The organism is Verrucomicrobiia bacterium (assembly GCA_019634625.1).
GTDB lineage: Bacteria > Verrucomicrobiota > Verrucomicrobiia > Limisphaerales > CAIMTB01 > CAIMTB01.
In genome coordinates this window covers 52,053-64,629 of record JAHCBA010000018.1, presented here as the reverse complement: position 1 = coordinate 64,629, position 12,577 = coordinate 52,053, and the positions used below count along the sequence as shown (strand labels likewise).

The following is a 12,577-nucleotide window of genomic DNA, read 5'->3' as shown; positions in this document are numbered from 1 at the left end:
AACTTCGACACACCCACCGCTTCGTCCGCGACGGATCCCCGGCGCGCTGCTCCCCCTCCGGCGGCGGCCGCGGCCTTCGTCACCACCCACTGGTCCGTGGTGCTGGCCGCCGGGCGAAGCGATTCGACCCGGGCCCGCGAAGCGCTGGCCAATCTTTGCCAGACCTACTGGCGTCCGCTCTATGCCTACATCCGGCGGCGGGGTTATTCGCCCCACGACGCCGAGGATCTCACACAGGCGTTCTTTGCCCGGCTGCTCGGGCGCCATGATGTTGCCGCCGTGAGCCCGGAGCGGGGCCGGTTCCGCTCCTACCTTCTTGGGGCGACCAACCACTTCCTGGCTGACGAATGGGACAAGGCGCGCGCCCGGAAGCGGGGCGGCGGCAAGGTCATTTCCCTCGACAGCGCCGCCGCCGAAGCGGCCTACGCGCAGACTCCCGTGGATGCGGTCACGCCCGAAACGTTGTATGACCGGCGATGGGCCATCACGGTGCTCGAGGAGGCCCACCAACGGTTGCGCCGGGAACAGGAACGCGAGGGGAAGGTCGGACAGTTCGATCGCCTGAGATTCGCCCTGGCGGGAGAGCGCAGCGCCCTGCCCTATGCCGAACTGGCCCGGGAACTCGACATGACCGAGGGCGCTGTGAAGGTGGCCGTGCATCGCCTGCGCCGACGTTACCGCGCCGTGCTGCGCGAACTCGTCGCCGAGACGGTGGCCACCCCGGACGAGGTCGAAGACGAGCTGCGCCATCTGCTGCGGGCGCTCGCCGGGCCGTGACCATTACGAATGGGCGATGGCGGGACCCGTACGTGTAACCTTCCGGCGGCGTTTCCTCTGTACGGGTTGGAAGAAGCGTTATGAGCACCCATCAAACCTGTCCCGAATGCGGCAAGCCCCTGGCGGAGGGAACGCTGAAGGGGCTTTGCCCGGAATGCATGCTGAAGGTTGGCCTCGCGGCGGATTCTGCTCCGGAAACGTGTGTCGGTCCCGGCGGAACCGTGGTGTTGGGGGCACCGCAGGGACCGCCGCAGGGCGGACCCGAGGAAGGCCGTGCGTTCGGGCGCTACCGTATCCTGCGCCGGTTGGGGCAGGGCGGCATGGGCGTGGTCTATGAGGCGGAAGAGACCGACTCCGGGCGGAGGGTGGCACTCAAGGTGATCCATCAGAAGCTGGGAGCGCCCGCGGACCGGGCCCGGTTCCTTCGCGAAGGACGCCTGGCGGCCTCCGTGAATCATCCGAACTGCGTGTATGTGTACGGCACCGAGGAAATCGACGGAACCCCGGTGATCAGCATGGAGTTCGTGGCAGGCGGCACGCTCCAGGATCGCCTCGCAAAGCACGGTCCGCTGACGGTGCCGCGCGCGGTGGACGTGGTGTTGCAGATCATCGAAGGACTCGAGGCGGCTCAGGAGGCGGGCATCCTGCATCGCGACATCAAACCTTCGAACTGCTTCGAGAATGACGAAGGCCTGGTGAAGATCGGGGACTTCGGGCTGTCCATTTCCACGCTGCCCCGTGACCCAGGCCACGTCACGGAGGCCGGCCTGATGGTGGGGACGCCGGCGTTCTGCTCGCCGGAACAGCTTCGGGGCGAAGAACTGAGTGCCCGGTCGGACATGTATGCGGTGGGGGCGACCCTGTTTCACTTGCTGACCGGGCGGCTGCCGTTCGAGGGCCAGACCCTGCCGCTTCTCATCTCCCAGGCGATCGAGAAACGCGCACCCTCCCCGCAGGTGTATCGGAAGGAAATCCCCACGGGTCTGGCGCGGGAAATCCTGCGCTGCCTCAACAAGCAACCGCTGGAACGGTTCAGGAGCTATGCGGATCTGCGTCGCGCACTGGAACCCTACGCATCCACGGCACCGACGCCGGCAACGCTGGGCTTGCGGATCCTGGCTGGAATCCTGGATCTCGCAGCGTTGTCCCTGCTGGGATTGATCCTTGGGTTGGGGATCTTCGGGGATCCCTTCTCAATGCTGGAACGCATGATCGAGTCCCCGACGTGGATGATGGGGTTCATCGTGTTCTGGTTCTCGATGGCGGTTTCCTGGTACGGTATCAGCGAGTGGCAGCGGGGCGCGACGCCGGGCAAGGCCCTGTGCGGCCTTCGGGTGTTGCGGCTGGACCGGAGCTTTCCACGCCTGCCCCAGGCCCTCGCACGCGCGGCGATCTACACGACCGTGCCGGTAATCCCCTATTGGACGGTCATGCTGGTGACGCGCGATCCGCTGTCCTACGCCGGACCCACCCCCGGCACCTATGTCCTGAGTCTGTCCTACTACGCTGTGCTGGGTCTGCTGTTCGCCACCGCGCGACGGCGGAACGGATTCGCCGCGGTGCAGGATTGGTTGACGGGAACGCGGGTGGTGTCGCGCGCGGTGCTCGAACGGCGTCCCGTGCTCCCCTTCACCGAACCTTCGCCTGCGGGCGTGGAAACGCGACCCATCGTCGGGCCGTATCATGTGCTCGAATCGCTCGGGAAGGCCGGGGAAGCCGAGTGGATGGAGGGGTATGATCTGAGACTGCTGCGACGGGTGCTCCTCCGAATTGTGCCCCCGGGCACGCCTCCGCTCCCGACGCCGCTCCAATGCGTGTCGCGGGTGGGCCGGTTGCGGTGGTTGAGCGGGCGCCGCGACGCCGACGGGAATTGGGATGCGTTCGAAGGGGTCGGAGGCCAGCCTTTGCCGTGCCTGCTCGAGCAACCACAACCGTGGGGGCAGGTCCGATTCTGGCTGTATGACCTCGCCGCGGAGTTGAGCGCGGCGGAACGGGATGGCAGCACGCCGGCGGTGCTCGGATTGGATCGGGTTTGGATTACCCGCGAAGGACGGGCGAAACTGCTCGACCTTCCGACGCCAGGAAGGTTGTCCGGGCCGGGAAGCGACGATGCCGGACCGCCGCCAAGCCCCGATAACGCCCCCGCCGCAGTGCCGTTCCTTGGCAACGTCGCGAAGATGGCGTTGCAGGGACGGGGCAATCCCGGCCCGCCGGCAGTGACAGGAAGGATGCCGCTGCACGCACGACGGCTCCTGGAAAGTCTGCCGGGCCTGAAGGGGGCGCAGGCGATTGCGCTGGCCCTTCGACCCCTGCTGCGGCGGGCCACCGAGGTGACCCGACTGCGCAGGCTGGCAGTCGTCTCGGCCTGCATCGTGTTCCCTTTGATGGCCGGACTGGGTGCATTCACCGGTGTCGCCATGATGGAACGGTGGCAGCGGGAGAATCCCGGATTGGTGGAGTTGAGCCAGGTTCTGAACCTCTGGCGTGCCAAACAGTCGCCCTTCATTCCAAGGGGCACCCTTCCCGATGACCGCCTGATCGGCACCTACGTTGCCGCCCACTACGGCGCGATCATCACCAATGAACCCATCTGGTCGGGCGCCATGGCGCGCATCTTCATCCCACCCGATGCCCGCGAGTTTGCCCGGCGCAGCCTGCAAGACTACGCGTCGCCCCAGGCGGAGGAACTGGCGGAGGCCGAGAAGGTCCTCACGCCCCTGACGAAAACGTCCAGGACGGCCAGTCTGCCACCCGGCCCGCTGTTCATTCCGCTCATGATCTGGTCGGCGCTGGCCATCTACGTGGGCATTCCCGCGGTGATTGCCGCGCTCGCATTCCGTGGCGGCCTGGTGTTGCTGGCCGCCGGCGTCACGTATGTGCGGCGCGATGGTACGCAGGCGTCCCGGCCGCGATTGCTGTGGCGCGCGCTCCTGGCATGGAGCCCGGCATTCTCCGCCGTGCTCCTGTCCGCCCTGGCGCTCGGCTTGAACTCGGGGTGGCCTGCGCTTGTGGGTACCGTATTGGCAATGATCCTGACCGCCTGGTCGCTCTGCCTGCCGGAACGGAGTCTTCCGGACCGGTTCGCGGGCACGTGGCCCGTCCCGCGGTAACGGACCCTCCAGGGACAACGCCGTGACCCGCTGATGCCGGGACTTCCATCGGCGGGTCCTACCGGAGCCTCGCGGCATCGATCAGCAATCGCGCAAAGGCCGCCGCGCATGGCTTGGCGCGCACGGCGGGGAGACCCATCATTACCGGCACACTGGCCAGCCTCGGCGCAAACCGCCTGGCCACCAGAGTCTGCGGCAGCATCTCGACGATCCCCTCGACAAGCATGACTGCGGCATTCTGAGCTTCCAGTTCCACAAAAAGGGTCGCAAAGGTATCGTTTACCAACGAAATGAAACTCGGCGAGATGCCAAAGGGTTTGAGCAGCTCCCTCGCCCTGGGCACATATTCGGGATAGTTGTCCTTCGCCAGACCAACCAGTGGCAAACCATCCAGTCGCGGGACGGGGATGCGCTTCAACTTCGCCAACGGGTGCCTCGCCGGTAGAACCAGCACAGACTCCATGCGACACAGTTCGCTCAACTGAAACCCCGGAATCCCCTTCGGAACCGCAAGTCCGGGACCGACCAGGAGGTCCAGCCGCCCTTCGCCAGCCATTTCACCGATCTCCCGGGGTGCCAGATCCGCCAACTCGATACGCACGCCGGGCGCGGTTGCCTGGAATTTGGCCAGCACCGTGGAAATGATGCTGCTGGTCATCGACGAGGTATAGCCCATCCGCAAGACATCCTTCCCCGCTTCCCCACGCACCCGGCGCACCGCGTCGTCCGCACGTGCAAGCACTTCGCATGCTTCCTGATAAAACAGCTCACCGCTTCCCGTAAGCGTCACCGAGTTGGATCCCCGCACGAGGAGGGTCACTCCCAGTTCACCCTCAAGATCCTTCACCTGACGGCTCAGTGCCGGCTGGGTGAGGTGCAGGACTTCGGCTGCACGATTGAACGATCCGTGCGCGGCGACGGCGGCGAAATAACGCAGATGGCGAAGTTCCACCCAATGACAATCGTCCATACCAGGAGTATGGGCGAGGCAAAAATCGGGTCCTCCTGGATCGGATGGGTCATCGAGTCAAGAACTCCCGCGCACCGCAATCGCGATCTTTCCCTGAACACCGTTATTGGGAGTCTCCAGCAGGGCATGGGCGCGCGGAATATCGGCAAGCGAATAAACGGCACCAACGTGTGGCCGCAACTGACCGCGCTCAACCAAGGCGCCCAACTCATCCAGCTTGCCGCGGTTCTGCCTTGTGAAAACGAAGTGATAACTGGCGTTCCTGCCCCACGCCTGAATGAGGTTCTGCGGCGCTGCAATGTCCACGATCGTGACCACGCGGCCCAGCTGGGCAAGCGTGTCGGGGCTGCGCGACAAGGTGTTGCCGCCGATGGTGTCGAACACGACATCGACCCCGAGGCCGCCCGTTTCCCGCAGGATGACGTCCACATAGTCCTCCCGTGTGTAGTCGATGACCACATCGGCACCCCGCCTCTTTGCGAACTCAAAGTTTGCCTCGCGCACGGTCGTAAACACCCTCGCTCCCATGGCTCGTGCGAGCTGGATCGCCACATGACCCACTCCTCCCGCTCCACCATGCACCAGAATGCTTTCCCCCACCCGTAGTGCCCCACGCACAATCAGGGCCTCCCACACCGTCCCGCCTACCAGGGTCAGGCTTGCCGCCTCAAGATGGCTCAACGAGGCAGGCTTCCTTCCGATGATGCCCTCGGCAGCAACGTGATACTCCGCATAACTTCCCGGTCCGCCAAATATCTGCGGGGTGTACCAGACTTCGTCTCCTGGAGAGAAGGTCGTCACACCCGGCCCGACGTCTTCGACCACGCCCGATACATCGTGTCCGGTAATGGCCGGCAGGCGCACAAGGTCGGGATAATCGCCACGCCGGACCTGGTAATCCAGAGGATTGATCGAGGTTGCATGGACCCGGACCAGAACCTGGCCCGCGTTCGGAACGGGCTTTGGAACGTCACAAAGCTCGAATGATTCCGGGCCGCCGAATGATCTGATCATCATCGCTTTCATGGCAGCCCTGCTGTCTTCCGCGGTGTGGAGTTCATGGTATGGATTCGTGATGTTCCGGTGTTGTCTCTATCTACAGAATGTGATGCCTGCAGACTGCTTCCGTCGAGCCAGGACGTCCAATACCTCGTTGGCTGGCTCGCCCATACTTCGCGGATGGGTGGCCAGCGAATCGAGAGGTTTCGCCTCCTGCGTGATCCCGGCAGTTCACCCCCCTCGCCGGCCCTTCCGGTTCCGCGGCGGATGAAGCCCCTCCGCTGAGCCAAAGCCGCGGGGATGCGCCCCCCGCCCGAACGGCAAAGCTCCACGCACAAGGATCAGGCAGGCGTCCCTCCCGTCTTGACAGTTCACGGCACGGGCCAACCCAAAAGGCTGAGCGAGCCAAGAAACAAGGCATTGGGCCGCTTCCTGCGCCTGCCATAGCGTCGTTGCGTGGTCCCGAACCTCCAGCGAGTCCGGGAGTCCCCGCCTCCGGTCACCTCCGGAACACACAACCCCGCCAAGAAACCGTATCATGAATGACAACAAGACCGGGCTTAAAGCCCTGCTTCGTCCCGAAGACAGCATCCTCGTGCTGATCGACCATCAACCCTTCCAGTTCGCCAACCTGAACAGTCACGAGCCGACAATCATCCTCAACAACGTCATCGGCCTTGCCAAGTCCGCGAAGGTCTTCGATGTCCCGACGATTCTCACCACCGTGATCGAAGAGCGTGGCGGCCACCTCATCAAGGGACTCCAGGATGTCTTCCCCGCCCAGAAGCCGATTGACCGCACCTTCATAAACACATGGGAGGATCCGGCGGTCACCGATGTCGTGAAGAGAAGCGGACGCAGGCAGCTCATCCTCGCCGCGCTCTGGACGGAGATCTGCCTCGCGATGCCGGCGATCCAGGCGCTCGGTGAAGGGTATGATGTCTTCGTCGTCACCGATGCGTCGGGTGGCGTCACCGAGGAGGCCCACGACATGGCGGTGCGTCGCATGGTGCAGGCCGGTGCGGTGCCGATCACATGGCTGGCGGTGGCCTCCGAATGGCAGCGGGATTGGGCGCGCGAAAAGACCGCCGCCGGACTCTCCAGCGTCGTCCTTGAGCACGGCGGAGCCAGCGGCGTCGCGCTCGCATGGGAGCTGCAACTCCTGGCGGCCAGCGCACAACAGTCGCAGAAGTAGGGCAAGGCCCACAAGCGTCCGTCCCAATGCAGATTCCATCCACCACGCCTCCGCAGAAGACAACACCCGAACCACAACCCGGCCCAAACCCATGAGCCCCTATCATAAACTCTACACACCGCAGGACACCGCCATTGTCTTCATCGACCACCAGCCTCAGATGACGTTCAGTGTCGCAAGCATCGACCGCGCCACCCTCATCAACAACGTCACCCTGCTTGCCAAGGTCGCGAAGGAGTTCAATGTCCCGGCCGTCCTCACTGCTGTGGAGACAGAGTCGTTTAGCGGCTACATCTGGCCGCAATTGCTCGACGTGTTCCCCGGCAAGGAGGTGATCGAACGCACGTCCATGAACTCGTGGGATGACGCGGGCTTCCGCAGGGCCATCGAGGCCACCGGCAGGAAGAACATCCTCATGACCGGCCTCTGGACCGAGGTCTGCGTGACCTGGCCGACCCTCGAAATGCTCGGCGCAGGCTACGGAATCTACGTCGTCGAGGATTGTTGCGGCGCGACCTCGCCCGCCGCTCACGACGCCGCTCTCTCGCGCATGGTGCAGGCCGGGGCGGTGCGCGTGACCACCATTGCCGCCCTGCTTGAATGGCAGCGCGACTGGGCGAGGCGCGAGCACTACGACAAACTCACGGCCCTGATCCAAGGCCAGGGAGGCGCCTACGGAGTGGGCGTGGAATACGCCTACACGATGGTCCATCACGCGCCCCAGTCGGCGCAGAAGCCGCAGATCGTTCCGAAAAAGCCGGGTCACTGATCGGCCTGCGACCGATGGGAGCGAGCGAAATGACCCCGCCGATCCACATCGCGATCACGCGACGCGTCCGCCAGGACCGCGTGGAAGACTTCAAGCACCTGCTCGCCGAGTTCGCCCAGCGATCGCTGGGCGAACCCGGCACCCTCGGCGTGCATTGCCTGCACCCGCCGCCGGGCGCGGCCTCGCGGGAGTTTGGCATCCTTCGCAGCTTCGCCACCGAGCACGCTCGCGACGCGTTCTACGAAACACCGCTCTACAAGGAGTGGGTGCGCAGGATCGAACCCATGGTCGAGGGCGAAGCGGAGTATCGCCAGCTCAGCGGGCTGGAGGCATGGTTCCGCGATACGAAGGGTCCCATGCCACCACGCTGGAAAATGGCGCTCCTCACCTGGATGGCCGTCTGGCCGATCAGCACGCTTGTGCCTTCGCTGCTTCGGCCCATTCTCGCCCCGGTCGCGCATCCCCTCGTCTTCACTGCCATCGTCTCAGCCAGCATCGTCGTCACTCTCACCTGGTTCGCCATGCCCGCCCTCGTGCGTCTCTCCCATTCGTGGCTTCACTCCACACCCCATCCCGCCCATGAAAGCTGATCTCATCCTCGCCAACGGGCGCATCACCACCCTCGATCCGAAACATCCGGAGGCCGAGAGAATCGCCATCGCCAAGGGCAGGATCGTTGGCGTGGACAACGCCGGGACATACGAATCCGGTCCCGACACCCAGGTCATCGACCTCGGCGGGCGACGCGTGATCCCAGGACTCTATGACTCGCATCTCCACGTCATTCGCGGGGGGCTCAACTACAATATGGAACTGCGCTGGGAGGGCGTGCCATCCGTCTCCATCGCGCTTGAGATGCTCCGCCACCAGGCCGGGAGAACCCCGGCGCCCCAATGGGTGCGCGTCGTCGGCGGGTGGAGTGAGTTTCAATTTGCCGAACGTCGCATGCCAACCTTGGACGAGATCAATGCCGCCGCGCCAGATACGCCCGTCTTCGTGCTGCATCTCTATTGCCGTGCGTTGCTGAACAGGGCGGCGCTCAAAGCCTGCGGCTATACAAGGGACACCCCGAATCCTCCCGGTGGCGAGATCGTTCGCGACAAGGCCGGCCATCCGACCGGCATGCTCGTGGCCCGGCCGAACGCGCTGATCCTCTATGCCACCCTGGCCAGGGGACCGAAGCTGCCAGCCGAGTATCAATACAACTCCACCCGGCATTTCATGCGGGAGCTCAACCGGCTCGGAGTTACCGGGGTTTGCGATGCGGGCGGCGGTTTTCAGAATTATCCCGAGGACTACGAGATTGTTCAGCAGCTCCACCAGCGTGGGGAGATGACCCTGCGCATTGCCTACAATCTCTTCACTCAAAAGCCCGGTGGCGAGCTGGAGGACTTCGTGCGCTGGAACAAGATCATCAAACCCGGCCAGGGCGATGAGATGCTCCGCTGCAATGGTGCCGGCGAGATGCTCGTCTTCTCCGCCGCCGACTTCGAGGACTTTCTCGAGCCGCGTCCCGACCTTGAGGAGAAACTCGAAGACGAACTCGAGCGCGTGGTGGGATTCCTCGCCGAGAATCGCTGGCCCTTCCGCCTTCATGCGACCTACGACCCGTCGATCAGCCGGTTCCTTGACGTCTTCGAACGCGTCAACAAACACGCCCCGCTTGCCGGTCTCCACTGGTTCTTCGACCATTGTGAGACGATCTCGGATCGCAACATCGAGCGTGTCAAAGCTCTCGATGGCGGGATCGCCGTGCAGCATCGCATGGCCTTCCAGGGCGAGTATTTCGTGGATCGCTATGGGTCGGAAGCCGCCGGGCGCACGCCGCCGATCCGTCGGATGCTGGAGATGGGTCTGCCCGTGGGAGCCGGGTCGGACGCCACGCGGGTCGCAAGTTTCAATCCGTTCGTCTCCCTCTACTGGCTCTCCACCGGCAAGACCCTCGGCGGTCTGTCCCTCTACCCCGACAAGGCGGTGCTCTCCCGTGAGGAGGCCCTCCGTCTTTACACCCACGGCAGCGCATGGATGTCCCGCGAGCAGGACACGCGAGGCACCCTCTCGGTGGGGTGCTTCGCCGATGTTGCGGTGCTCAGCGCGGATTACTTCTCGATCGCGGAGGATGAGATCAAGGGTCTTGAATCTGTCCTCACCATCCTGGGCGGAAAGCCTGTCTATGCAGCGGAGGAGTTCGCCCCGCTCGACCCGGGCGTCCCGCCAGCGATGCCGGAATGGTCTCCCATTCGCAGTTATCCTGGTTATTGGAAGCCCGACCCTGCACCGCAATTTCAGAGGCACGCTCCCGGTTGCGGCTGCGCCCGGCACATCCCAACGCCCGCACGGCCGAACCCGTTCAACCTCCCGCAGTGGATGCTCGGCCCGCGGGGCCTTCTCGACGGTGGCTGCGAGTGCTTCGCGTTCTAGTCGGATCGACGTTGACTCAGCAATACACCGGCTCCGGGGGTCGGGATACCGGATCGGCACCGGCGGTTTGGTGTCCACGCTTTAGCGTGTCGGGCCTTGGAATCGAAGCAGCACGCTGGGGCAACGCCGTGACCGGCTGAAGCCGGGACACCCAACGGGGCGGAACCGGACCCACTTCAGGTCCCCGAATACTCGCACAGCCGGGGAATCGGCACCGGCGGTTTGGTGTCCACGCTTTAGCGTGTCGGGCCTTGGAATCGGAGCAGCACGCTGGGGCAACACCGTGACCGGCTGAAACGAGGACACCCAACGGGGCGGCACAGGGCCCCCCCATGATGAGAATCCCGCTTCAGGGGGTGCCTTTCCGAGCCTGGCTCACCTTGACTCCGCCATGCCTGGCATCACGCTGCTCCGATGCGAGCCACACCTCTCTTGACGTCCCTCACCGCCGCACTTCTCTGCACCGCCTGCACACCCGATGTAGTCCGTGACAATCCGGCCACCGGGCCCGCCCCGGATCCACGGATCGTGGAGAAACTCCAGCAGATCGTGGAGATTCGCCAGCGCATGCTGGATTTCGAATCACTCAGAGCGGATGCCGGCCGCCCTGACGCCACTGGCACGGCCCAGGTCGAACTGACGGAAGCCCTCATCGATCTGTCCCTCGCACGCCATCGGCACCACGAAACACTGATGCAGCTCACCAATCTCGTGGCGGCCCACCAGGCCCGGCTTCAACTCGCCGAGAAGCGCTCCACCGATCGCGGCACCCGCAGGGAGTCCGATGAAATCCGCATCGACCTTCTCCACGCCGAGATCCGACTGGCCCGGGAGCAGGCCCGTGCAACCCCCTGACCGGCCCCTTCCCGCGCCCGGAACAGATCTAGGATCCTGACTTCATCTGCCTGATCTGCCGTGGTGAAAGGCAAATGTCAGAATCAGAGAACTGACCTCACATGAGTTAAATTGGTTCGTCTGACGCCCAGAAATCATGCGCTGCACTTTTCCTGGAGTTTACTGTACGCTAACCGACTCTCGCCTGCGAGCAGCGCCACGTGAGAGGCTTGCCGCACCGACAATGTCAAGTCCCGCTCGCCGCACAGAATGTCATCAATCAGAATCCCAGAAGCCACAGGCAAGTTCATGATATATCGCACGGATAGCTGCCATCGGCAACTTCCGTGCTCGTTCTGATTATAATTCGGGTCGATTTCGGGGTGGCCAAGCGCTTCTGCTAAGGCGAATATTCGTCTGGAGCCTCCCGGAGCGTAAAGAAACAGGTGATCTCCTGCCTGAATACTGGGCCTACTGGCCTTGCGAAATCCAATTCTCTCCTCGGTGTAGCTGCCATGCCAAGGAGCTTCAGTTAGCGGCGCTTTCTGTGAACCAACAAGCTTTAACCAAGTTTTCATGGCGGGTTTTCTTTGCGGCGTCGCAATTAGCCGATGGCGGATGGGGCCCGGCGGGGACAGATTCTGACCCTGAAATCCAGGTGCGCTCCTGCGGTTGCCTCTACCGCCTTCGGTCGTGCTTGATTCAATGTATTCGCGATCTGATGAGATCAGCGATCTCTGCCGCTATCTCTTCGACTGTATGCGTCGCGGTACTTCGGGCGACCTTATCGGCGAGTGAAGGACTGTACTCTACCACCTGTTGTTTGGTGAGTCCGTGCCAAATTGGGAGAAGAATCTGCTCTCCAGAGACCGATCTTGTAACGATTCCGTCGAGTTCGTAATTAGGCCAGCCCTTGATGATAAACGACGCTGAGAGAACAACCAAGCCGACCCGACTGTGAGCGAGGCCCTGGTCGATCTTCTGCCGCAAACTGTCTCCAATTTGCAAAGCGAACTCGTCATACCAAACATCCAGTCCTTGGGCTATCAGTGCATTCGCCAACGGTCTGACAATTTCTTCTTTGTCTTCTGAGGCGTGAGAGATAAAGACGTCATGGACTTGGCCTGAGGAATGTGGCGAAGGCTGCGCGTGGTCGCGGAGCAAGCTTGGAGTGTAAGAAAGAGGTGCTTGGCGAATAACTGGAAGAGCCCCAGGCAGCATACGCACGCCTGCGCGTGTGCTGCCTCTCAATCCCTGCATATCGATGGCGACATGCCAGTGACCAGATCTTGGAATCTGCAGGCGTAGCGGAGATTGCTTGGCGAGGCCGCCGATGTAGGTGTGTCTGCAACCATTCTTGTATGAGGAAAAGTTGGAACTATCAAGCAGCCGCACATTCGCGCCACTCGTCAGGGTGATCTCGACAACTTCGCCACCCTTTCGGTAGCCAAGGTCATTGTGGATAAAGTCCACGGGCGGCCTCAATTCCAGATGAAGTTGCT

Annotated in this window: 11 protein-coding genes; 7 read left to right on the top strand and 4 right to left on the bottom strand. The window is 63.3% G+C overall.

Features of this window, described 5'->3' with window-relative positions; all coding sequences use genetic code 11:
* The first annotated feature begins 99 nt into the window (after positions 1–99).
* On the top strand, positions 100–777 hold the full coding sequence (locus tag KF833_12380) for a sigma-70 family RNA polymerase sigma factor (protein MBX3746094.1): 678 nt from the start codon (positions 100–102) through the stop codon (positions 775–777).
* A gap of 80 nt (positions 778–857) precedes the next feature.
* Entirely contained in the window at positions 858–3,887 is a 3,030-nt protein-coding gene (locus tag KF833_12375) for a protein kinase (protein ID MBX3746093.1), read from the top strand.
* A 58-nt stretch (positions 3,888–3,945) separates the two neighbouring features.
* Here KF833_12375 and KF833_12370 read toward each other — a convergent pair whose 3' ends face one another.
* The gene (locus KF833_12370) at positions 3,946–4,857 is read right to left on the bottom strand and encodes a LysR family transcriptional regulator (protein ID MBX3746092.1); all 912 of its coding nucleotides are present in this window, start codon (positions 4,855–4,857) and stop codon (positions 3,946–3,948) included.
* Between the two features lie 57 nt (positions 4,858–4,914).
* Positions 4,915–5,883: a zinc-dependent alcohol dehydrogenase family protein gene (locus KF833_12365; protein ID MBX3746091.1), complete on the bottom strand. Its 969-nt coding sequence runs from the start codon at positions 5,881–5,883 to the stop codon at positions 4,915–4,917.
* A gap of 511 nt (positions 5,884–6,394) precedes the next feature.
* On the opposite strand from KF833_12365, the gene KF833_12360 reads away from it, so the two are divergent.
* From KF833_12360 to KF833_12340, 5 genes are all read left to right on the top strand, one after another.
* Positions 6,395–7,051, top strand: a complete 657-nt coding sequence (locus KF833_12360) for a hydrolase (GenBank protein ID MBX3746090.1) — start codon at positions 6,395–6,397, stop codon at positions 7,049–7,051.
* Positions 7,052–7,142: 91 nt separating this feature from the next.
* Positions 7,143–7,820, top strand: coding sequence for a hydrolase (locus KF833_12355; protein MBX3746089.1), 678 nt, complete (start codon positions 7,143–7,145; stop codon positions 7,818–7,820).
* A 29-nt stretch (positions 7,821–7,849) separates the two neighbouring features.
* On the top strand, positions 7,850–8,410 hold the full coding sequence (locus tag KF833_12350; GenBank protein MBX3746088.1) for an antibiotic biosynthesis monooxygenase: 561 nt from the start codon (positions 7,850–7,852) through the stop codon (positions 8,408–8,410).
* Positions 8,400–10,241, top strand: coding sequence for an amidohydrolase (locus KF833_12345; GenBank protein MBX3746087.1), 1,842 nt, complete (start codon positions 8,400–8,402; stop codon positions 10,239–10,241). The genes KF833_12350 and KF833_12345 overlap by 11 nt, the downstream gene beginning before the upstream one ends.
* A gap of 414 nt (positions 10,242–10,655) precedes the next feature.
* Positions 10,656–11,096 (top strand): hypothetical protein, encoded by a 441-nt coding sequence (locus KF833_12340; protein ID MBX3746086.1) that lies wholly within the window; start codon positions 10,656–10,658, stop codon positions 11,094–11,096.
* A 134-nt stretch (positions 11,097–11,230) separates the two neighbouring features.
* Here the strand turns inward: KF833_12340 and KF833_12335 are convergent, their stop codons facing one another.
* On the bottom strand, positions 11,231–11,653 hold the full coding sequence (locus KF833_12335; GenBank protein MBX3746085.1) for a hypothetical protein: 423 nt from the start codon (positions 11,651–11,653) through the stop codon (positions 11,231–11,233).
* 124 nt (positions 11,654–11,777) lie between these two features.
* Positions 11,778–12,548: a DUF1883 domain-containing protein gene (locus tag KF833_12330; protein MBX3746084.1), complete on the bottom strand. Its 771-nt coding sequence runs from the start codon at positions 12,546–12,548 to the stop codon at positions 11,778–11,780.
* Positions 12,549–12,577 lie beyond the last annotated feature (29 nt).